Source organism: Prevotella sp. 885, assembly GCF_002265625.1.
Classification (GTDB): Bacteria; Bacteroidota; Bacteroidia; order Bacteroidales; family Bacteroidaceae; genus Prevotella.
Genome location: NZ_NOVE01000006.1, coordinates 50461 through 72364, shown reverse-complemented (window position 1 = coordinate 72364; position 21904 = coordinate 50461). Strand labels below are relative to the sequence as shown.

Below are 21904 nucleotides of genomic sequence, written 5' to 3'. Positions count from 1 at the left end.
TGTCTTCTTTTTTGTACTTGTTTTTAGGAAAAACCTCCAAACATATTTTGTGTTATGTCTTATTTGCCGTAACTTTGCATCTAAACAATATTTACAAATATGTGAAATATGCCCTTTGTCGGGTAAACTAATAAAAACAATATCCTAATCTATGAATTTGAAAGTCCGTTTAGCTCTGATGAACTTCCTGGAGTTCGCAGTATGGGGTTCCTATCTTACGTCCATGGGACAGTATCTCGGTCGTGCAGGTATGGGTGCCGAAATCTCTTGGTTTTATGCGATTCAGGGAATCGTTTCTATCTTTATGCCCACCATTATGGGTGTAATTGCCGATAGGCTTATCCAACCACAGCGTCTGTTAGGTCTTTGTCACCTCATAGCCGGTTGTTTCATGGTCTCGCTTTTCCTTCTCGGCAATGCTTCTCCAAATCCGGACAAGACCCTCTTCATATCGCTTTACACTCTTAGCGTGGCATTCTATATGCCAACGCTTGCTTTATCGAATACTGCCGCTTTTGCCATTCTCAAGTCTGGCGGGCTCGATACCGTAAAGGACTTTCCCCCGATACGAGTTTTTGGAACAGTTGGCTTTATCGCTACAATGTGGTTTGTCAATTGTGCCTTCCTTGATGGAGGCAATTTCGGACTGACATTATCCGAGAATGCTGGCAAATTCCAGTATACGCATCTTCAGTTCCTTGTTTCTGGCATCCTTGGCTTCGTACTCTTCCTTTATTGTTTTACGTTGCCCGAGTGCAAGTTGGCTCCTAAGGCACAGACATCTTTGGCAGAGACTTTAGGCCTGAATGCTTTCTCAATGTTCCGCACCAAGCGTATGGCATTGTTCTTCCTTTTCTCTGCCCTTCTTGGCATGTCGCTTCAGGTGACTAACGGTTATGCCACTCCCTTCATAACCAGCTTCAAGGGCATTCCTGAGATGGCTGATTCGTTTGCTGCCAACAACGCCACCCTCCTTGTGTCTATTAGTCAGATAGCGGAGGCATTGTGTATTCTTCTCATCCCGTTCTTCATGCGTCGTTATGGCATCAAGACCGTGATATGATAGCTATGCTTGCATGGGTATTGCGTTTCGGTTTCTTCGGATTGGGCAATGCCGTATTCCCAGGTGTGGTGCTCTTCATCCTCTCGTGCCTTGTATATGGTGTGGCGTTCGACTTCTTTAATGTTTCAGGCGGACTCTTCGTTGATCAGGAATGTGACGCTTCTGTCCGTGCTTCCGCTCAGGGAATGTTTATGCTCATGACCAATGGGCTTGGAGCTACAGTCGGAACGCTTCTTGCCGGAAAGGTTATCAATCATTACTGTCAATGGGTGGATACTCCGAAGGGCTCGTTCCTTCTTGGCGACTGGCAGACATGCTGGTTCATATTCGCAGCATACGCTTTGGTCGTAGCAGTATTGTTCGGATTAGTATTCAGAACTAAGAAACAGTAAACTCGCTAAAAAGAAACAGTAACTTACTGAAATGAAAGAAATACGATATTTTTATGTTCCTCAAGCCTCCTCCGTTAATGAATTGCCGGAGGAGGAAGCTAAGCATGCCGTTAAGGTGCTTCGTCTGCAGGCAGGCGACACCATTCATATCGTTGACGGCGAGGGTGGCCTTTTTGAAGCGGAAGTGACGATGGCAAGCGGTCGCCATTGCATGTATAACATTATTTCTACTGAACATACCGAAAAGGAATGGAAGGGCAAGATTTGTCTTGGAATCGCCCCTACCAAGATGATGGACCGTATAGAGTGGATGGTGGAGAAAGCCACAGAGATAGGTTTCGATGAAGTGGCGTTCCTCGATTGTCGTTTCTCTGAACGTAAAACCCTGCGTACGGATCGTATAGAGCGTATTGTGGTGTCTGCCATGAAGCAGAGTCATAAGGCCCGCAAGCCAGAAGTTCGTGAACTTCAGTCTTTCCATGATTTTATCCTTGCTCCAAGAGAGGGTCGCAAGTTCATAGCCCATTGTTATGATGAGATTCCCCGTACCGACTTCTTCGATGTGTTGAAGACCATCGATTCTGAAGAAACCGTGACGTTTCTTGTAGGTCCAGAAGGCGATTTCTCCATTGACGAGGTACGTATGGCAATAGACAACGGATATGAACCGATAAGTCTTGGACGTTGCCGATTGCGTACGGAGACAGCCGGACTGAGCGGCGTTATGATGGCGAATCTCTGCAAGCGCTTGCTCTGATATGTGAATCCCCCTTGCTGAAAGGAGGTAAATGAATGACAAATATTAGGTATTATGTCTAAATCGAATAAACTTAAAATCAGTATTTCTGTTTGTCTGTGTGCCATAGCTGCTATAGTCACAGCTTTTCTTTTATGTGGTGGCAGCAATTACACTAACGCCATTCCTTCCAACGCCACAGCTTTGGCACGTCTTGACCTTTCAAAGTCTGAAGATGGAGGAGCCGTTTCTGCCATAAAGAGTCTGCTTGGTGTAGACAATCTCGAAGGTTGCGGATTGGATGCTACAAGCAGCCTATATCTCTTCGAGACCGTTGACGGCAATTTCGGCTTGTGTGGCAAAGTGTCTGATATGGATAAACTGAAGGATTTCTTCAGCTCGCAGTCTTCCAAGGGATTTTGCTCTGAGGTGAAAAAGACGGGCGACTATTATTTTACGGACATTAAGGAATCGTGGTGTGTTGGCTATTCTTCCAATAGCCTCGTGGTTCTCGGTCCCGTGACGGCAGCAGCCATGCCCGATGCCAAGCGCGTTGTTATGCGTCTGCTTGGTCAGAAGAAGGAAAGAAGCGTAGTTAAGAAGCCAATATTCGCCAAGCTTTCTTCCATGGAAAGCCCCTTTGCCTTTGTTGCCCAAGCCCAGGCATTGCCCGAAAAAATTGCTGGTCCATTGTTTATCGGCGCTCCAAAAGGAGCTGATGTTTCGCAGCTTCTTGTTGCTGCCAACGTCTATTTCCATAAACAGCACGTTCTGATAGAAGGAACCCCGTTCTCCTTTGACGAGCAACTTCAGAAGTCGCTTGATGAAGCAGGTAAGGCTTATCGTAAGATAGGCGACTCATATTTTCCCCTTGTGTCGAAGGATGATGCCTTCGCTATGTTCCTTAATGTTAAGGGTGAGGAATTTCTGCCCCTGCTTCAGTCAAATCCTTCCTTCCAGGCGATGCTTGCCGGAGCTAATATGGCCATAGACCTTGATAACATCCTTCGTAGCGTTGACGGCGATTTGTTCTTTGCTGCTGACGGTTTTACTGACAAGCGTGCTGGTTATTCTATCTTCGCTAAGGTTGTGGATTCTCCAAAATGGCTTAAGGATATCGATTATTGGAAAAGTTCCTGCCAAAAGGGTTGCTCCATTTCTGACGATGGCGATAAAGCTTGGATCTATCGTAGTGGCGATGCCAACTTCAGTTTCGGATTAAAGACCAACGATTTCTACGCCACCAATTCGCCCTCAAAGCTCGCATGCCTTGCTGACAAGTCATCAAAGCCCTCCCTTAGTTCGGACATAACTGGCGAGATTCGTAATTCGCGTCTGGCTGTAGTTGTCAATCCCTCTGCCATTGCAGGAACGAATGATGTTGCTGCCAGCATAAGCAACGCCTTTGGAGGAATGAAGACAATAGTATACGTTATGAAGTTTAAATAATTAATATGGATAATATACAGTTCCAGAACGTCGTTCCCCATGTTTTTCAGTCGCGCGATAATAGCGACTCAGAGATATGGGGAAAAGACGTGACCTTTCAGAAAGGACATCTTTATCTGCTCGAGTCGGCGAGTGGTCGTGGCAAGAGCACATTTTGCAGTTATCTGCTTGGATATCGTAACGACTATTCCGGTCAGGTGCTATTTGACGGACACGACACAAGAGCGTTCCGAACCTCACAATGGACAGATGTACGTAAGTCGCATGTAAGCCTACTCTTTCAAGAACTTCGCCTTTTCCCTGAACTTACAGCCTGGGAGAATGTCGAAATAAAGAATCGCCTTACCTCACATACCGCCGCCGAAACCATCCGTCGTTGGTTTGATATGTTGGGCATCGGGGACAAGAAGGACGCTCTTATAGGCGAGATGTCGTACGGCCAGCAGCAGAGAGTGGCGCTCATGCGAGCCCTCGTTCAGCCATACGACTTCATAGTTCTCGACGAACCAATCAGCCATCTTGACGATCAGAATGCTGCTATTATGGGCGAGATAGTTATGGAAGAAGCACGTCGTCAAGGAGCAGGAGTTATAATGACAAGCATAGGAAAGCACATTCCATTGAATTACGAGAAAACAGTAAGATTATGAATTTGATTTGGAAACTGCTGCGGCAGCATATCAGCATCCCGCAGTTTGTGGGATTTTTCTTTGCCAATCTGTTTGGCGTAATGATTGTTCTTTTCGGATTTCAGTTTTATCGTGACATCCTCCCCATATTCACAGGAGAGGACAGTTTCATGAAGTCCAATTATCTCATCATTTCCAAAGCTATCGGTACCGGTAGCACTCTCTCCGGTCGCACGAACACATTTACAGCCTCCGACATCGATGAGCTACAGTCGCAGCCTTTCGTTAAAGGCATCGGACGCTTTGTTTCTGCCGGATATCGTGTGGAAGCATCTATGGGCGTAGAGGGCGTAAATGTGCTCAATTCGGAGCTGTTCATAGAAAGCGTACCAGACCGTTTCGTTGACGTACCGCTTGACAAGTGGCGTTATGAGGAAGGTTCTGACGTTGTCCCCATTATCCTCCCTCGCTCTTACATCACCATGTATAACTTCGGCTTCGCCCAAAGCCATTCGCTTCCGAAGATTAGCGAAGGCCTTGTTGGTATGATAGATTTCAGCATCTTCGTTCATGGAGCAGGTGGCGACCGTCGTTTTAAGGGTAAGGTGATAGGTTTCTCCTCGCGTCTTAACTCCATCCTTGTGCCTGAGCAGTTTATGAAGTGGAGCAACCGCCAGTTTGCACCTGATGCACCTGAAGCTCCGTCGCGTATGATAGTGGAGGTGGACAATCCCACGGACACCAGAGTGACAGAGTTTATGGAGAGCCATGGTTACGACACGGCAGACAACAATATGGACGCTGAGAAGACCACGTATTTCCTCAAGCTCCTCGTAACCATAGTCATGGCTGTCGGCATACTCATATCAGTTCTGAGCTTCTATATCCTCATGCTCAGCATCTATCTGCTTGTAGAGAAGAACTCCACGAAGTTGCAGAACCTTCTCCTTATAGGATACAGCCCTTACCGCGTGTCGTTGCCTTATCAGTTGCTCACCATCGGCCTGAATCTTGTAGTTCTCCTGCTTGCATGCGTGGCATTGGCTTTAGCCCGGTCATACTATATGGACATGCTCCTCATGCTCTATCCTGACATGGAAAGCGGCAGCATGCTTTATGCCGTTTTTTTAGGAATGATGATATTCTTAGTGATTTCTCTCTTCAACATTCTTGTAATTACAAGGAAGGTGAAGAGAATCTGATCTTACAACTTATTATGGAGCATAGCGTCTTAAAGATACTCGCTATGCTCCTGCCAATTTCTTTCTTGCTGTAATATGGAATGCCGTAAAGACCATTATGCCCGTTGTTATCCATGTTATAGGATAAACTATCATAATGGTTTGGTAAGATGTCCAGACTGGACATACGGCGAACACCCAAACCACACGTAGCAGACAAGTGCCGACGATGGTAAGCAGGGTGGGGAGCATCGACTTTCCCATGCCTCTCATTGCCGATGCCGAAATCTCGTAGCTGCATGCTATGAATTGCCATGATAGTACTATCAGCATTCGTGTGTAAGCATATTCTGCCACGGAAGCGTCCGTGGTGAAGAGGCTGACGAAGAAGGTTTTTTGCCAGATGAATAGTTGCGCAGATGCTGCGCTTAGCAAGGTGCTGAGTCCGAGACATAGCCAGTAGATGCGCTTTACTCGATTATAGTTGCCAGCACCATAGTTCTGCGCTATGAAAGTGATGGCTGCGCCGTTGAATGCAGAAATTATGAAGTAACAGTAATACTCGAAATTTACTGCTGCTGCCGATCCTGCCACGGCATCCGCTCCATGGCTGTTGATGGTTGTCTGAAGTAGTACGTTGGAGAAGGAGAACACCATTCCCTGGAGTCCAGCCGGAACGCCAATCATAAGCATGCTCTTCAACTCATTTTTGTTTATGCCTATGCTTCGGAGATTCAGTCTGTAAGGTTCTTCCTCACGTATAAGAAGGAATATGATGCTTGCGGCACTAAAGACATTTGCTATGTCCGTGGCAATAGCCACACCTGCCACTCCCATGTGGAAGACTATTACAAGTATAAGATTAAGTACTGTATTGATGATTCCCGCAATGACGAGAATGTAGAGAGGTCGGCTTGTGTCGCCCTTGCTTCTTAGTATGGCTGAGCAGAAATTATAGATAAGGAGAAAGGGAGTGCCGATAAAATAGATGCGGAGATAACGTACAGCCATATCGAGAACCTCCGTTGGTGTGCCCATGATGGTGAGTATTGGGCGTGCTGCCAGTACGCCTATAACGGTTAATGCCAATCCTGAGAAGAGGGCGGTGGCAGCCGTTGTGCGTATGGCGTACTTTGTAAGGTTGTTGTCCTTCTGTCCTATGTGGTTGGAGATGACAACATTGGCTCCCATGGATATTCCAAGGAAGAGATTGATGAGCAGACTTATTACCGGTCCGTTGCTTCCGACTGCGGCAAGAGCATAACTACTGTCGAAGCGTCCCACTACGGCAACGTCAACCGAATTGAACAGTTGCTGCAGAATGCTGCTGGCGGCAAGCGGCATGGCGAAAATGATGATCTTCGCAAGCAACGGGCCGTGAAGCATGTCTATCTCGTTCTTCCTTGGCATGTATCCTACGAATTTTTAGTAACGGTATTATTCCTACATTTTATTATCCTACGAAAGCGATAAACGTAGCGTCTTCTTCCGTGCGGTTTTCTCCTGTGTGCATCTTTCCCTTAGGGCAGTAATGTATTTCGCCTGCCTTAGCTATTTCTTCCTTTCCGTCTTCGCAGATAAAGGTCAGCTGTCCTTCCAGAACGTAAATCACCTCGCAGTTGTCAGTATGCGTGTGTGTGCCGATGGAGCTGCCCGGCTTAAGCACGTTACGCATAATCTTGACGTTGCCGTCGTCAGCCATTCGGGTAAGGAGAGTGCCTTTTCCACCCTTGAATCCTTCGATACTCTTTTCCTCGATTTTGTCAAAATTGATAATCATAAGTAACCTCCTTTTGTTTAATGTTGTTTGGTCGTAATACTTTAATGATATTTTGCTATGTGTTGTAACACAACGCTATGCATGAAATTTATTATGCTTTTTCTTTGCCATCGTTCCTGCCGTGCATACCATAGTGGCAAGGATGAAGAGCATGGCTATGAGGATGTCTGACATAGCCTCGTTGTGAGCCGGACTCCAGCAGTAGGCGATGCCAAGGAACAGGCCTCCGTCGCTTGCCATGAAGTATGTGCTTTCGGCTGTGCTTCGTTGGCAATGGTCACAATGATCGAGAAGCTTGTATAGCTGCTCGGAGCTGGTCAGTCCGAATCCCATTCCGAGGAGAATGGGGCAGAGTGTATCTTCAGCCCATCCATGATAGGACAGCATGGCTGCCATCGCCACCAATATGCAGGCATTGCCTACGGCAGATGTATAGCGTCCTGTACGTACCACGGCATACTGGAGCACCATTATGGAGATGACGAAGCCGGAAATCATGAATAGATAGAACTCGATGTCCTGCTTTGTGGCTATGAGTAAGCCGAGAGCTGCCGCCATGAGCATGACGACGATGGTGGTGCTCCATCCGCGTAGCATAAAGAAGCGGTCGAGCGAGAGGATGCGTGTACCTTCTTCGGGAGCGCGGAATGGGAACCGTACGCTCAGGACGAGCAACATCGACAGGAGCACAGCCACGGCTGCTATAGTGTAGATGAGCGACGTTCGTGCCTCGTTGGTAAGCGCAAGGGCTGCCATCGGTCCTGCCACGATGGCAAGGCGTGATGTCCATATTGCAGTATAATTGGCCTCCGTTCTATGGCATGATTCGGTCTTGTCTATGAGCAACGTGCATGAGAGCACACGCTTGGCATTGCCGAAGAAGAATCCGCATGTCAGGAAGATGGCGATGGCCTCCACGTCCCTTATCGCAACCGTAAAGCCTGCCGTACGGTCTGTCAGGACAAACATCGTGGCGATGGTCAGTCCGAGACATAATGCCGAGATGCAGAATACCTTATTGCGTCGGTAGCGTTGGATTAGCCAACTCGAGAAAAATCCTGACACACAGATACCTACGACGAAGGCTATCATCGTGGCTGAGGCACATTCCATGCTTATGCCATGACTCACGGCGAGTCGTTGCGGCAAGAGCGGAATGGCCATATAGCACGACATGCACAACATCACCTCTGCTATGACAAGCATGGTGAAGTCGCGATTCCATAGCCTCTTAAACGTAGGCGTACATTGGTTGTTAGTATGATTCTGATTCATTAGGGAAATCTGAAGACTTGACGTCCTGGACATAGCGTCCGATGGCGTCCGTCATTATTTCGTATAAATTAGCGTATTGACGTAAGAATTTGGGCTTGAATCCCTTATTCATTCCGAGCATATCGGCATATACAAGCACCTGTCCGTCCGTCTTGTTGCCGGCTCCGATGCCTATTGTGGCGCAAGAGACAGCCTTCGTCACTTCCTCTGCCAGCTTGGCGGGCACCTTCTCCAGAACGATGCAGAAGCATCCTGCCTCCTCCAGAGCCTTTGCGTCAGCCATCAGCTTGGCAGCCTCTGCCTCCTCCTTGGCTCTAAGACCGTATCCTCCGAACTTGTGCACGCTCTGAGGCGTCAGTCCGAGGTGTCCGCATACTGGAATGCCTGCGTCTACGATGCGCTTCACCATGTGAGCTATTTCTTCTCCGCCTTCGAGCTTCACGGCGTCCACGCCAGTTTCTTTCATTATTCTTATGGCGTTACGTACGCCTTCCTCCTCGCTTACCTGATAGCTTCCGAAAGGCATGTCGCATACCACGAGGGCGTGCTTCACGGCTCTTGCTACGGCGCGTGCATGGAATATCATTTCCTCCACGGTAATGGGGAGTGTGGTCTGATTGCCGAGCATCACGTTAGATGCTGAGTCGCCGATGAGGATGGCGTCAACGCCTGCCTGATCCACGATGGTGGCGGTGGTGAAGTCGTAAGCAGTAAGCCAGCTGATTTTCTCGCCGCTGTTTTTCATCTCGAAAAAGTGGGGTGCGGTAATTTTCTTTTTGTTTGTGCTTAAATATTCTGCCATTTGCTTAATATGAATTTGACATATAAACCAACTATGCGGCTGGTTTGGTCCGACAAAATTACTACATTTTGTCCGAACGGCAAAGTTAAATTAGTTTATATTGTTAATATAACCAAATTGACACAATAAATCCAAGGCATACGGCGTTACTATTCTCGTTGTAATTACAAAGAGAAGAAAAAAACATGAAACATTCGGTATCCATACTTATTTTGTTGGCTTTGTGTCTTAACTGTTTCGGACAGGAAGATGAACACATGGACAGGAAGGCTCTTCGCGACAGCCTTTCGCAAGCGTCTAATGTCCTTGCCTATCATCCTGACTCGTTGGATCTGAGACTGAGGAAAGCCAAATGGAATATCCTTCTGGAGGAATGGCAGTATGCGCGTGAAGAATATGATTATGTGCTTAATCGCCAGCCTGACAACGTGGCAGCCTTGTTCTATCGTGCGTTTGTCAACGAGAAGCAGCATCGCTATAAGTTTGCCCGTCTCGACCTTGAGCACCTGCTCTACGTCGTGCCAGGCAATTTCGAGGCTACGTTAGGACTGGCTCTGCTCAATCAGAAGGACAATCGCCATACGGAGGCCATGAACATGATAAACCTCCTTGTGGAACAACATCCTGCCAACGCCTTGGCTTATGCCGCACGTGCCGGAATGGAGGTAGAGCAGAAGCTTTATGCCCCTGCCGAGTACGATTATGGCAAGGCGATAGAGCTAAGCCCGGACAATACCGACTATCTGCTTTCGCGTGCCGACGTCCGTCTGCGGATGAAAGACAAGAAGGGCGCACGCGAAGACCTCGACCGTATGGTCAGTCTCGGCATCTCGCGTGCCAGTCTCTCCGCATGGTACGCCAAGTGTAAATAAAGGTTGGTGGCCTATGTGTAGATAAGGTCGCACATCACCATGTCGCTCACAAAGAGTCCCTTACGCGTAAGATGTAGATGGCCGTTGTCCATCGCCATCAGCCCCGCGTCTATGTTGCGCTTGGCAGCCTTCATTATATATTCGCGATATTTAGGCTTGAGGCTGTCCACGTACAGCCCCTCCTTTGTCCTTAGGGCTGTGGTCACGAGGTCGTCATAATGCGTGTCGTCGTCTATTATTTCCATTGACGAAGGCAGGACGCCAGTCCTAAGGCTCTCCACGTATTGTCTTATGTCAGCCACGTTGCTGCTTCGCTTGCCTATGGTGTAAGAGTGGGCTGAAGCGCCGAAGCCCAAGTAAGGCACGTCGTGCCAGTAGCTCGAGTTGTGTAGCGAGCGATGTTCCGGCTTGGCGAAGTTGCTTATCTCGTAATGCTCATATCCGGCTGAGCTTAGCTGGTCTATAAGGCTCTCATACATCTCTATGGACGTCTCGTCCGCAATCTGACTTACCTTTCCTTTCTCCAGCAGACTGAATAGGGGAGTGCCTTCCTCATACATCAGGCTGTAGGCGGATATGTGGCTTGGAGCAAGCTCCACCCCCTTACGCACGTCCTCCTGCCATTCGCTTACGGTCTGTCCGGGGAATCCGAACATAAGGTCGATGCTGACGTTGCTTATGCCGGCACGACGTACCGTGCTGACAGCGTTACGGGCTATTTCGGCGGTATGGCGACGGCGCAGGAAGCGCAGGCGGCTGTCGTCAAACGACTGGATGCCCATGCTTATTCTGTTCACCCCATATCCCTTCACGTCCTTAACGTATTCATCTGTGATGTCGTCAGGATTCATCTCCATAGTCACCTCCCTCAACTGACATTCGTATGTTTCCTTTACGCATGACAGTATTCGCCCTACATTCTCGCTCTTAAGACACGACGGCGTACCGCCTCCTATATATATCGTGTCCACGACGGGCGTTTCGCCTTCGCCGCAGAAGCAAAGAGGTTCCTTCTTTCTTAGCTTTATTTCGTGTAGAAGCGCTTCCACATAGCCTGTTTCCATTGTTTTCGCCAATGTTGTGCTGTAAAAGCCGCAATAAATGCATCGGCTGGAGCAGAAAGGTATGTGGATGTATATTCCGAACTTCAGTTTTTTTTCCATATAATTAATGTATAGAGTGGTATTAAGTACTAACTTGTGTAAACAAAATTACTAATAAGTTTAAAAAAATCACACTTTTTCCCGATTTCTTTTGTCGTTATTCATTTATTTCATAACTTAGATGACGGATAGACACAGCCCCATGTCAATCCGCCATGATAAATCTTATATTAACCATTTAAAACCTGAAGATATGAGGGTCTATCAAACAAATGAGATTAAGAACATTGCCCTGCTGGGCAGTGCGGGTAGCGGCAAGACCACCCTTGCCGAGTCTATGCTTTTTGGAAGTGGCATCATCAAGCGCCGTGGTACGGTGGAAGCTAAAAACACGGTAAGCGACTACTTCCCCGTGGAGCACGAATATGGCTATTCTGTGTTCCCGACCGTGTTCCATGTAGAGTGGAACAACAAGAAACTCAATATCATTGATTGTCCGGGTTCTGACGACTTTATTGGTGGAGCCATTACTGCACTCAACGTAACAGACCAAGCTGTTATTCTTATCAATGGACAGTATGGCCCGGAAGTGGGCACCCAGAACAATTTCCGTTATACTGAGAAACTCCACAAGCCAGTTATTTTCCTCGTCAACCAGCTCGACTCAGACAAGTGCGACTTTGACAACATCATCGCCAACATGAAGTCTATCTACGGTTCGAAGTGCGTACAGATTCAGTATCCCGTCGGCACAGGCAATGGCTTTAACGCCATTATCGACGTGCTGCTCATGAAGATGTATACATGGGGACCGGACGGTGGTATGCCCACCATCGTCGACATTCCTGAGGGAGAGAAGGAGAAGGCTTTGGCTCTCCACAAGGAGCTCGTAGAGGCTGCTGCCGAGAACGACGAGACGTTGATGGAGAAGTTCTTCGAGGAAGAAACCCTTACAGAGGACGAGCTTCGCGAAGGCATACGCAAGGGTCTTGTCACACGCTCCATCTTCCCCGTATTCTGCGTTTGCGCAGGTAAGGACATGGGCGTTCGCCGCTTGATGGAGTTCCTTGGCAACGTCGTACCTTTCGTAAGCGAGATGCCTAAGCTCCATAACACACGTGGCGAGGAAATCACGCCTGATAGCAACGGTCCTGAGTCAGTCTACTTCTTCAAGACCGGACTGGAGCCGCACATCGGCGAGGTGAGCTACTTCAAGGTTATGAGCGGCTCCGTCAAGCCGGGCGACGACCTCACCAATGCAGACCGCGGCTCTAAGGAGCGTATCGGTCAGATTTATGCTTGTGCTGGAGCCAACCGTATACCCGTTGACCAGCTTGTGGCAGGAGATATCGGATGTACTGTTAAGCTGAAGGACGTAAAGACAGGAAACACCCTCAATGGAAAAGATTGCGAATGGCGCTTCGATTTCATCAAATACCCGAATCCGAAATTCTCACGTGCCATCAAGGCTGAGAACACAGCAGAGACAGAGAAGCTTATGGCAGCCCTCCTCCGTATGCATCAGGAAGACCCCACATGGATGGTGGAGCAGAGCAAGGAGCTTCGTCAGACCATCGTACGCGGTCAGGGCGAATTCCACCTCCGCACATTGAAGTGGAGACTGGAGAACAACGAGAAGCTGGCTGTCAAGTTTGAGCCGACACGCATCCCGTATCGCGAGACCATCACAAAGATGGCGCGTGCCGAGTATCGTCACAAGAAGCAGTCGGGTGGTGCAGGCCAGTTCGGCGAGGTTCACATGATTGTGGAGCCGTACGCAGAAGGAATGCCCGATCCCGTATCTTACAAGATAAATGGCCAGGAGTTTAAGATCAACATCAAGGGCCGTGAAGAGATTGATCTCGAGTGGGGCGGCAAGCTGGTATTCATCAATTCTGTAGTTGGTGGTGCCATCGACACACGCTTTATGCCTGCCATCCTCAAGGGCATAATGGAGCGCATCGAGCATGGTCCGCTTACCGGCAGCTACGCTCGCGACGTACGCGTTGTGGTTTATGACGGCAAGATGCACCCGGTTGACTCTAACGAGCTTTCGTTCATGCTCGCAGCACGTAACGCATTCTCGGCAGCCTTCAAGGAGGCAGGTCCGAAGATTCTCGAGCCTATCTACGACCTCGAGGTTTACGTACCGGCAGACTACATGGGCGACGTGATGTCAGACCTTCAGGGCCGTCGTGCCCTTATCATGGGTATGGACAGCGAGGCTGGCTATCAGAAGCTCCAGGCTAAGATTCCTCTCAAGGAGCTTGCCAACTATTCTATCTCGCTTAGCAGCCTTACCGGAGGACGTGCTTCGTTCACAACGAAGTTTGCAAGCTACGAGCTTGTTCCGAACGACCTCCAGCAGAAGCTTATCGACGAGCACGCTGCTGAGGTTTCTGACGAAGAATAAACAACTTTTTATTTGAGAGTTGAGAGTTGAGGTGGTCTCAACTATCTCAGCTCTCATTTTTTGTTATATGAATTGGTCTACGGTAGAGGCTGTTTGCCAATCGTAAAGAGCCTCTATGCCGACTGTAAAGAGCTACCAAGACATGCTTGATGGAGAAATGAGAGTGGCCTTTTAGAGGGAAAGTTGTGTTGGCTTTGACGTTCCAGTTATTCCAGTTATTCCAGTTCTTCCAATTAAAAATAATGGTGTGAAAAACGCTAACCCCCTTTTTAAGAACTCTATAACTTATTGATTATTAATTAATTATATATATAATATATATATAAAAGAGAGGGGATGGATGTGCTTTAAAATTAATTGGAATAACTGGAATAACTGGAATAAACGTGTCTTTCTTTTCTTTAAAAGGCTGATAATCAAGGGGTTGTTATGTTGCTGTGTGTGACAGTTGAAGTCGGAAATTCCAGTAATACTACTTATTTTTCGCTTCCTGCTGTATGTTTCAGGGTTCAGAACTCCCATTGTGCTTGTATTTCAAGGTCAGTTTTCTTCGAATCGTTTATCTCTTGATGGCTGCTTGAAATCTTTTCTCGGTCGAAAAATTTCGTTGTTGCCACCTTGCAGCCTATTTGTAAGCTCATAATCATTCATTCCTTTACCTTTGTCACATGAAAAAATCTCAATGATATGATTGCATCAAAACGATACGCTTACGTTTTTCAATCGTAATGAGCCACTTTATCAATCGTAATGAGCCATTTTATGAGCAATGAACTGCAACTCTACTTACTGTCAATAAAAAAATCATAAAATTTTGGAAAGTTGACAATTATTCTTTGTGGTCTCTCCAAATTGCAGTACCTTTGCAATTATGAAAAATTTTATTAAACGAAATATACTTGTTTTACTTGGCGTGCTGTTGTCCACGCCTTTTTTTGCGCAGAACTCTTTGGTGGAATGTGAGGACACTTGCTCTCACATCCATGGCATAGACATCAGTCACTATCAGAGAGACGTGTTCTGGGAGACAATCGGCAACAACACCAAGATGGCATTCGTATACATCAAAGCCACGGAAGGTGGCGACAGAATAGACAGCCGATTCGAGCAGAACATACAGACGGCGCACAGTTACGGACTGAAGGTGGGCTCTTACCATTTCTTCCGTCCGAAGACAGACCTTACCAAGCAATTGCAGAACTTCATGACACAATGCCGTCCGAAGGAGCAGGATCTTATTCCGATGATTGACGTGGAGATGAAGCAGGGAATGTCCACAGACGAGTTCTGCGACTCCCTTCTCACATTCCTTCACATGGTGGAGAAGGCTTATAAGCAGAAACCTCTGGTTTATACCGGCACCAACTTCTACAACAACTATCTCTCTGGAAAGCTGAGGGGATATAAGCTGATGATAGCCCAATACTCATCACGTATGCCGGTGCTTAACGACGATGCCGACTACATCATCTGGCAGTATACGGGAAAGGGACACATCGACGGAATAAACGGATATGTGGACAAGAGCCGATTTGTGGGACGGCATAGTCTGAGGGAGATACGCTTCATACATCATTGACGGGGCGTGATGTTACAAAAGATAGATTAACACGAATTATCACAACAATACATACATATATATGGCAATGATTAAATGTCCGGAGTGTGGTCATGAGATTAGCGACCAGGCTCCATACTGTCCGTCGTGCGGCGTGGCTATCAAAGACAAACTGACGAAATGTCCTGCTTGTGGACAGGTTTACTTCAAAGATCAGCCCGCATGTCCGAAATGCGGACATCCAACCAATGGACAAACCGAAAACGCTGGCATAAATACGTCTGCGACTGTCACGGAAAATATGACGACGCCGACGAAGCGAAACAATCTTCTGGTAGCAGCCGTGGCTGTGTTTGCCGCCTTGCTGATAGGTGGCATCTGCTACTTCTTCTATCATCAGTCGAGCGTGGAGCGCGAGAATCAGGCTTACGAGTACGCCCTCTCGAGCACGGACGTGCAGGTGGTGCAGAACTATCTCGACACCTATATGGACGAAGCCTCAGAGGAGCACATCCAGAATATGGAAAAGCATCTTTCAGAACTGAAGCAGTCGGACGAGGAATGGACCAACGCCTTGGTAAGCGGTTCGAAGTCGGCACTTGAACAATATCTTGAGCAGCATCCCGACTCGCCCTTCAAGTCGCTCGCCATACATAAGATTGACTCCATCGACTGGGCTGCCGCACAGGCTGCCAATACCGTGGAGGCTATGGAAACCTACCTGGAGCAGCATGCTGACGGAGAGCACGTGGATGAGGCCAACCAGAACATAAAGGGCATCAATGCCAAGACCGTGCAGCCAGAGGACAAACTGATGGTAAGGAGCATTTTCGACTCGTTCTTCAGCAGTATCAACAACAAGGACGAGGATGCCGTAACAAGCGCATTCGGTTCGCTCATCAATTCGTTCCTTGGCAAGACCAACGCCACACGAAACGACGTAGTGACATTCTTGCACAAAATCTATAAGACGGATATTGCGTCAATGGACTGGAGTACTGTAGGTGACTATACCATCAACAAGAAGGAGGTGGGCGACGGACAATATGAGTATAGCGTAAGCTTTACGGCAGGTCAGAACGTGTCGCATACAGACGGCACAAATGTGCAGAACAAGTATCGCATTTCGGCAAAGATAAATCCCGACGGCAAGATAACGGATCTTAACATGGTGAAGTTGCTGGAGTAGGAGATACATGGCAATATATAAAGGAAAGACCATAAAAAATCAAGGCTAATACACTTTGTCCTTGGCTTTTATGGTCTTTTCGTGTATTATGTAAAGCCATTGGTCTGCTATATATAATAAGGAATACAACTATTGTTTAACAATTGTTACACTTTAAACTTTGTAATTTTTCCAACTTTTACTTGCACGGTAAAATATAAATGCTTACCTTTGCAATGTGAAATAGAAAAAGTGAATGAGATGAAACAGAAAGAAGCCTACACAAGACTTACAGATCATGGAATCAAGCCTTCTGTACAGCGCCTTGCCATCATGCAATATCTGCTTACTCATGCAACCCATCCTACGGTGGACGATGTGTATCGCGGCTTGTGCTCGAAGATTCCTACGCTGAGTCGCACGACGGTTTACAATACGCTACGTTTGTTTGCAGAAAACGATGCCGCGCAAATGATAACCATCAACGAACATCGTGTATGTTATGACGGTGATATATCGGCGCATGCCCACTTTTACTGCACCAAGTGCAACAAGGTGTATGACATCTTCGACGAAGTGTCGCCCCTCCTGAAGCAGGACTCTATAGCCGGGCATAAGGTCACGGACGTGCAGCTCTATTATAAAGGAATATGTAACGAATGTCTGGAAGAAGCAGCTTCTTCCGACGAAGTAAAATAACAATAACATTATTAATATACAAAACATTTAGCATTATGAAGAAGAAATTTATTTGCACAGTTTGTGGTTACATCTATGAGGGAACAGAGGCTCCCGAGAAGTGTCCGATCTGCAAGGCTCCCAAGAGCAAGTTCCAGGAGCTGAACGACCCGACTGAGGGTCCCGCTTTCGCAACTGTTCATACCCTTGGCGCTGCCCGTATGGAGGGTGCCACAGAGGAGATGATCAAGGATCTTGAGACTCACTTCCATGGTGAGTGTGGTGAGGTTGGTATGTATCTCGCTATGAGCCGCCAGGCTGACCGCGAGGGCTATCCTGAGATTGCTGAGGCTTACAAGCGCTACGCTTTTGAGGAGGCTGAGCATGCCAGCAAGTTCGCTGAGCTTCTCGGCGACGTATTGAGCGACACAAAGGCTAACCTTGCTGCTCGTATCGCAGCAGAGCGCGGAGCTTGCGAGGATAAGTTCAGAATTGCAAAGAACGCTAAGGCTGCCGGTATGGACGCCACACACGACACCGTACACGAGATGGCTAAGGACGAGGCTCGCCATTGCGCAGGCTTCATGGGCCTTTACAAGCGTTACTTCGGCGAGTAATCACACTCTAAGGCTTTCTTGGCGTCATTCTTGCGCCGGGAAATGACGAGATTTTTATAACGGATGCTGACGGATTGACAATAGACAATCTGTCGGCATCCGCTTTTTTATGTGCTAAAATTTATTAACTCTATATGTAAGCCAATACCCTTTAACGATATTTTTGTAACTTTGCATCTAATACATACGACAGAATATAAACAATTTCTTTTTATAACACTTAAATGAAACAGTACAATTTAGTGAACAATGTGCTTGGATGGCTGACGTTTTTCGTCGCCGCCTTCGTGTATTGTTCCACAATTGAGCCGACAGCCAGTTTCTGGGACTGTCCTGAGTTTATTACTACTGGTTACAAGTTGGAGGTGGGCCATCCGCCTGGAGCACCGTTCTTTATGCTTACCGCCAACCTCTTCTCACAGTTGGCAAGTGATCCGTCGCAGGTGGCCCGAATGGTCAATACCATGAGTGCGCTTCTTAGCGCCACAACCATTCTGTTCCTATTCTGGAGTATCACCCACCTTGCACGCAAGCTCATCCTTCGTGACTGGGAGGATCTTACAACAGGAAAGCTCATTGCCATTCAGGCATCCGGACTTGTGGGAGCGCTTATCTATACATTCTCTGACACATTCTGGTTCTCAGCTGTAGAAGGAGAGGTGTATGCTTATTCGTCAGCTTTCACAGCCATCGTGTTCTGGCTGATCCTGAAGTGGGAAGACCATGCAGACGAGCCTCATAGCGACCGCTGGCTTGTGCTTATAGCCTATATGACCGGACTCTCCATCGGTGTGCACCTGCTCAACTTGCTGTGCATCCCCGCCATTGTCCTCGTCTATTGCTATCGCAAGTTCCCGAACATCGAACTGAAGGGTTCTTTGTTGGCATTGGCAGCCAGTTTCGTCATCGTTGCAGGCGTGCTCTACGGCGTTGTGCCGGGCATCATCAATGTTGCAGGCTGGTTTGAGCTGTTGTTTGTCAATGTGCTTAGCTGTCCGTTCAATACGGGCGAGATCATCTATATCATCCTCCTTGTTGCTATCGTCATCTGGGCAATCTGGGAGTCATATACAGACCGTAACTTCAAGCGTCAGAACCTGGCGTTCGTGTTGTCTGTAGGTATGCTCGGCATTCCGTTCCGCGGCCTTGGCTGGGGAGCAGGTATTGTGGGTGTACTGATTCTCGTAGCCTTGTATCTCGGTCTTAACTACCGCAAGAAGGTGGACAAGAAGATGGTGTCTTACGTCAGCGCACGCTTCAAAAACACCACGCTCCTCTGCTTGCTGATGCTTATGATCGGCTATTCCAGCTATGCAGTAATCGTTATCCGCTCTTCTGCCAATCCTCCGATGGACCAGAACTCGCCTGAGGACGTATTCACACTCGGCTCATACCTCAGCCGCGACCAGTATGGCGACTCTCCGTTGCTCTACGGACAGGCTTACACGTCGCAGGTGGCATTCGATGTTGACGGCAACATGTGTGTGCCCAAGCGTACAGAGGGTGCCCCGATCTGGCAGCGTAAGGAGAAGGCCAGCGACACGGAGAAAGACTCTTACTTCATAGTTTCGCACAAGGATAAGCTCGTCTATGCACAGAACATGTTGTTCCCGCGTATGCACAGCTCGGCACACGCTCAGGCTTATGAAAGCTGGCTTGGCGGTGTGAAGGGCAATGAGGTGCATTATGACCGTTGCGGCGAAGACGTTATCGTAAAGGTACCGACACAATGGGAGAACCTCCGCTTCTTCCTCTCTTACCAATGCAACTTCATGTACTGGAGATACTTTATGTGGAACTTTGCAGGACGTCAGAACGACCTTCAGGGTTCGGGAGAACCTGAGCATGGCAACTGGATTACCGGTATTTCGTTTATCGACAACTGGATGCTCGGCGACCAAAGCAAGATGCCTTCTGACCTTAAGGCCAACAAGGGACACAATGTCTTCTATTGCTTGCCGCTTATCTTGGGTCTTGTCGGACTCTTCTGGCAGGCATGGCGTGGACGCAGAGGAATCCGCCAGTTCTGGGTGGTGTTCTTCCTGTTCTTTATGACAGGTCTTGCCATCGTCCTCTACCTGAATCAGACACCTCAGCAGCCACGCGAGCGCGACTATGCTTATGCAGGTTCGTTCTACGCTTATGCTATCTGGTGTGGTCTCGGAGTGCTCGCCATTTATGACCTTCTGAAGAAGAAGCTTAAGGGCAATGACGTGGCAGTAGCTGCTGTCGTAGGCGTGGCATGCCTCGCCGTACCTGTGCAGATGGCTTCACAGACTTGGGACGATCATGACCGTAGCGGCAGATACACATGTCGCGACTTCGGTCAGAACTATCTCAATACCCTGCAGGATAAGGGCAATCCGATTATCTTCACCAACGGCGACAACGATACGTTCCCGCTTTGGTATAATCAGGAGGTGGAAGGCGTGCGTACAGATGCCCGCGTCTGCAACTTGAGTTATCTCCAGACCGACTGGTATATTGACCAGATGAAACGTCCGGCATACGATTCGCCCTCTGTGCCTATCACATGGCCGCGTATTGATTTCTGCTCAGGCACCAACGACTACGTGGAGGTGAATCCGTCGCTCAAGCAGCAGGTTCTCAGCTTCTATGCCGAGCACCCGAAGGAAGCAGCCGAGCAGTTCGGTAGCTCACCATTCGAGCTGAAGAACATCATGAAGTATTGGGTTCGCTCAAAGGATGCTGACATGCACGTCATCCCGACCGATACCGTATACATCACCATTGACAAGGATGCTGTTCGTCGTAGCGGCATGATGATGGCAAGCGACACCATACCTGACCGAATGGTCATCTCGTTGGCAGGCAAGAGAGCACTCTACAAGAACGACCTTATGATGCTTGAGATGCTTGCCGAGTGTAATTGGAAGCGTCCTCTTTACGTAGCAACAACCGTAGGTTCGGACAACTATATGAACCTTGGCGACAACTTCGTGCAGGAGGGTCTTGCTTACCGCATCACACCATTCACCACACGCAACCCCGGCGTTCGCAACTTTGATACGGAGAAGACATATAATAATGTCATGAACCGCTTCAAGTTCGGCGGTCTGGAAACGCCCGGACTCTACATTGACGAGACCGTAATGCGTATGTGTCTCACACATCGTCATCTCTTCGCTCAGCTGGCTCTCGAGCTTATCGCCGAGGGTAAGAACGACAAGGCGCTGAAGGTTCTGCGTAAGGCAGAGAAGGTGCTTCCTGAGTATAACATTCCGCTTTCGTTTATGTCTGGAGCACCTGACATCGCAAAGGCTTACGCTCTCCTTGGAAAGAAGGCAGATGCAAAGCGTGTGCTCGACAAGGTATGGAACCGCGAGAAGGAGTATGCTGACTACTACATCCAGCAGACCGGTTCGCGCTTCGACATGTGTCAGGACAGCATGATGCGTCAGATGTATATTCTTAAGAACATCTCTGACATCACATCGCTCTTTGACGTGAAATCAGCCAAGAAGCGCATGGACGCTGTGGACAAGTACTACAGCATCTATCAGTCTAAGGGCGGAGCAATATACGAAGGCCAATGATAATCGAACAACCGGCAATATGGTTGAGGTGGCTGTTCCCACGTGCCACCTGGAGGATGGATCACAATGAGCGTTCCGTATATCTGACCTTTGATGATGGTCCGATACCGGAAGCCACGCCGTTCATTCTCCAGACGCTTGCACGTTATGGCATTCGTGCTACCTTCTTTATGGTGGGTGACAATGTCCGCAAGTATCCGCACCTATATCAGCAGATAGTGGACGCCGGACATCAAGTGGGCAATCATACCTTCCACCATCTTGGAGGTTTCAAGCACCTTACCAAGACGTATATTGACGATACGGAGAAAGCCAACGAGCTGATAAAGGCGCATCTCTTCAGACCTCCACACGGATGTATGACACACATGGAGTATCTGTTTCTGCGACGTCGTTATCGCATCGTGATGTGGGATCTGGTGACGCGCGACTATTCGAAGTGGATGACCGCTGACGATGTAGTGGCTAACGTGAAGAAATATGCCAGAAACGGCTCAATCATCACTTTCCATGACTCGCTTAAGAGCATCGAGAAACTGCATAAGGCACTCCCAGAATCGTTGGACTGGCTTATAAGCCAAGGCTACACTTTCAAGGTATTTGATTGATATAATACTGAAATTTATAATTA

General features: G+C 48.1%; 17 protein-coding genes and 1 pseudogene. 13 read left to right on the top strand and 5 right to left on the bottom strand.

Annotated elements, in window-relative coordinates; all coding sequences use genetic code 11:
• The first annotated feature begins 151 nt into the window (after nucleotides 1-151).
• The 5 genes and pseudogenes from CHL74_RS03850 (at nucleotide 152) to CHL74_RS03830 (ending at nucleotide 5471) form a co-directional block, all read left to right on the top strand.
• Nucleotides 152-1455, top strand: a pseudogene (locus tag CHL74_RS03850) (MFS transporter).
• A 31-nt stretch (nucleotides 1456-1486) separates the two neighbouring features.
• Nucleotides 1487-2212, top strand: coding sequence for a 16S rRNA (uracil(1498)-N(3))-methyltransferase (locus CHL74_RS03845; RefSeq protein WP_094879849.1), 726 nt, complete (start codon nucleotides 1487-1489; stop codon nucleotides 2210-2212).
• Nucleotides 2213-2266: 54 nt separating this feature from the next.
• Nucleotides 2267-3640, top strand: a complete 1374-nt coding sequence (locus CHL74_RS03840; protein ID WP_094879848.1) for a DUF4836 family protein — start codon at nucleotides 2267-2269, stop codon at nucleotides 3638-3640.
• Nucleotides 3641-3645: 5 nt separating this feature from the next.
• Nucleotides 3646-4290: an ATP-binding cassette domain-containing protein gene (locus CHL74_RS03835; RefSeq protein WP_094879847.1), complete on the top strand. Its 645-nt coding sequence runs from the start codon at nucleotides 3646-3648 to the stop codon at nucleotides 4288-4290.
• Nucleotides 4287-5471 (top strand): hypothetical protein, encoded by a 1185-nt coding sequence (locus tag CHL74_RS03830; RefSeq protein ID WP_094879846.1) that lies wholly within the window; start codon nucleotides 4287-4289, stop codon nucleotides 5469-5471. Before CHL74_RS03835 ends, CHL74_RS03830 begins: the two co-directional genes overlap by 4 nt.
• A 42-nt stretch (nucleotides 5472-5513) precedes the next feature.
• On the opposite strand, the gene CHL74_RS03825 is transcribed toward CHL74_RS03830, so the two are convergent.
• The 4 genes from CHL74_RS03825 to panB all read right to left on the bottom strand — a co-directional run bounded on the left by CHL74_RS03825 (nucleotide 5514) and on the right by panB (nucleotide 9307).
• On the bottom strand, nucleotides 5514-6860 hold the full coding sequence (locus CHL74_RS03825) for an MATE family efflux transporter (RefSeq protein ID WP_094879845.1): 1347 nt from the start codon (nucleotides 6858-6860) through the stop codon (nucleotides 5514-5516).
• Nucleotides 6861-6903: 43 nt separating this feature from the next.
• Nucleotides 6904-7230: a cupin domain-containing protein gene (locus CHL74_RS03820; protein ID WP_094879844.1), complete on the bottom strand. Its 327-nt coding sequence runs from the start codon at nucleotides 7228-7230 to the stop codon at nucleotides 6904-6906.
• A gap of 75 nt (nucleotides 7231-7305) precedes the next feature.
• Nucleotides 7306-8505: an MFS transporter gene (locus CHL74_RS03815; RefSeq protein WP_176452162.1), complete on the bottom strand. Its 1200-nt coding sequence runs from the start codon at nucleotides 8503-8505 to the stop codon at nucleotides 7306-7308.
• Nucleotides 8486-9307 (bottom strand): 3-methyl-2-oxobutanoate hydroxymethyltransferase, encoded by an 822-nt coding sequence (gene panB, locus CHL74_RS03810; RefSeq protein WP_094879842.1) that lies wholly within the window; start codon nucleotides 9305-9307, stop codon nucleotides 8486-8488. Before panB ends, CHL74_RS03815 begins: the two co-directional genes overlap by 20 nt.
• 185 nt (nucleotides 9308-9492) lie before the next feature.
• Between panB and CHL74_RS03805 the strand changes: the two genes are divergently transcribed.
• A complete protein-coding gene (locus CHL74_RS03805; protein WP_094879841.1) occupies nucleotides 9493-10179 on the top strand; it encodes a tetratricopeptide repeat protein in 687 nt (228 codons plus the stop codon).
• 11 nt (nucleotides 10180-10190) lie between these two features.
• Here CHL74_RS03805 and hemW read toward each other — a convergent pair whose 3' ends face one another.
• Nucleotides 10191-11342: a radical SAM family heme chaperone HemW gene (gene hemW, locus CHL74_RS03800; protein WP_094879840.1), complete on the bottom strand. Its 1152-nt coding sequence runs from the start codon at nucleotides 11340-11342 to the stop codon at nucleotides 10191-10193.
• A gap of 193 nt (nucleotides 11343-11535) precedes the next feature.
• On the opposite strand from hemW, the gene CHL74_RS03795 reads away from it, so the two are divergent.
• The 7 genes from CHL74_RS03795 to CHL74_RS03765 all read left to right on the top strand — a co-directional run bounded on the left by CHL74_RS03795 (nucleotide 11536) and on the right by CHL74_RS03765 (nucleotide 21881).
• The gene (locus CHL74_RS03795; protein WP_094879839.1) at nucleotides 11536-13695 is read left to right on the top strand and encodes an elongation factor G; all 2160 of its coding nucleotides are present in this window, start codon (nucleotides 11536-11538) and stop codon (nucleotides 13693-13695) included.
• An 871-nt stretch (nucleotides 13696-14566) separates the two neighbouring features.
• Complete coding sequence (locus CHL74_RS03790; RefSeq protein ID WP_094879838.1) at nucleotides 14567-15274, top strand: glycoside hydrolase family 25 protein; 708 nt, start codon at nucleotides 14567-14569, stop codon at nucleotides 15272-15274.
• 61 nt (nucleotides 15275-15335) lie between these two features.
• Nucleotides 15336-16442, top strand: coding sequence for a zinc ribbon domain-containing protein (locus tag CHL74_RS03785; RefSeq protein WP_094879837.1), 1107 nt, complete (start codon nucleotides 15336-15338; stop codon nucleotides 16440-16442).
• 240 nt (nucleotides 16443-16682) lie between these two features.
• Entirely contained in the window at nucleotides 16683-17120 is a 438-nt protein-coding gene (locus tag CHL74_RS03780; RefSeq protein WP_094879836.1) for a Fur family transcriptional regulator, read from the top strand.
• A gap of 35 nt (nucleotides 17121-17155) precedes the next feature.
• Nucleotides 17156-17716 (top strand): NADH peroxidase, encoded by a 561-nt coding sequence (locus CHL74_RS03775; protein WP_094879835.1) that lies wholly within the window; start codon nucleotides 17156-17158, stop codon nucleotides 17714-17716.
• 224 nt (nucleotides 17717-17940) lie between these two features.
• On the top strand, nucleotides 17941-21273 hold the full coding sequence (locus CHL74_RS03770) for a glycosyltransferase family 117 protein (RefSeq protein ID WP_094879834.1): 3333 nt from the start codon (nucleotides 17941-17943) through the stop codon (nucleotides 21271-21273).
• Nucleotides 21270-21881: a polysaccharide deacetylase family protein gene (locus tag CHL74_RS03765; protein WP_094879833.1), complete on the top strand. Its 612-nt coding sequence runs from the start codon at nucleotides 21270-21272 to the stop codon at nucleotides 21879-21881. Before CHL74_RS03770 ends, CHL74_RS03765 begins: the two co-directional genes overlap by 4 nt.
• Nucleotides 21882-21904 lie beyond the last annotated feature (23 nt).

Coding starts and splice junctions, on each gene's coding strand:
- CHL74_RS03835 (WP_094879847.1), top strand. CDS start 3,646: ATGGATAATATACAGTTCCAGAACGTCGTTCCCCATGTTTTTCAGTCG.
- CHL74_RS03845 (WP_094879849.1), top strand. CDS start 1,487: ATGAAAGAAATACGATATTTTTATGTTCCTCAAGCCTCCTCCGTTAAT.
- CHL74_RS03795 (WP_094879839.1), top strand. CDS start 11,536: ATGAGGGTCTATCAAACAAATGAGATTAAGAACATTGCCCTGCTGGGC.
- CHL74_RS03775 (WP_094879835.1), top strand. CDS start 17,156: ATGAAGAAGAAATTTATTTGCACAGTTTGTGGTTACATCTATGAGGGA.
- CHL74_RS03805 (WP_094879841.1), top strand. CDS start 9,493: ATGAAACATTCGGTATCCATACTTATTTTGTTGGCTTTGTGTCTTAAC.
- hemW (WP_094879840.1), bottom strand. CDS start 11,342: ATGGAAAAAAAACTGAAGTTCGGAATATACATCCACATACCTTTCTGC.
- CHL74_RS03770 (WP_094879834.1), top strand. CDS start 17,941: ATGAAACAGTACAATTTAGTGAACAATGTGCTTGGATGGCTGACGTTT.
- CHL74_RS03765 (WP_094879833.1), top strand. CDS start 21,270: ATGATAATCGAACAACCGGCAATATGGTTGAGGTGGCTGTTCCCACGT.
- CHL74_RS03825 (WP_094879845.1), bottom strand. CDS start 6,860: ATGCCAAGGAAGAACGAGATAGACATGCTTCACGGCCCGTTGCTTGCG.
- CHL74_RS03790 (WP_094879838.1), top strand. CDS start 14,567: ATGAAAAATTTTATTAAACGAAATATACTTGTTTTACTTGGCGTGCTG.
- CHL74_RS03820 (WP_094879844.1), bottom strand. CDS start 7,230: ATGATTATCAATTTTGACAAAATCGAGGAAAAGAGTATCGAAGGATTC.
- CHL74_RS03785 (WP_094879837.1), top strand. CDS start 15,336: ATGGCAATGATTAAATGTCCGGAGTGTGGTCATGAGATTAGCGACCAG.
- CHL74_RS03780 (WP_094879836.1), top strand. CDS start 16,683: ATGAAACAGAAAGAAGCCTACACAAGACTTACAGATCATGGAATCAAG.
- CHL74_RS03840 (WP_094879848.1), top strand. CDS start 2,267: ATGTCTAAATCGAATAAACTTAAAATCAGTATTTCTGTTTGTCTGTGT.
- CHL74_RS03815 (WP_176452162.1), bottom strand. CDS start 8,505: ATGAATCAGAATCATACTAACAACCAATGTACGCCTACGTTTAAGAGG.
- panB (WP_094879842.1), bottom strand. CDS start 9,307: ATGGCAGAATATTTAAGCACAAACAAAAAGAAAATTACCGCACCCCAC.
- CHL74_RS03830 (WP_094879846.1), top strand. CDS start 4,287: ATGAATTTGATTTGGAAACTGCTGCGGCAGCATATCAGCATCCCGCAG.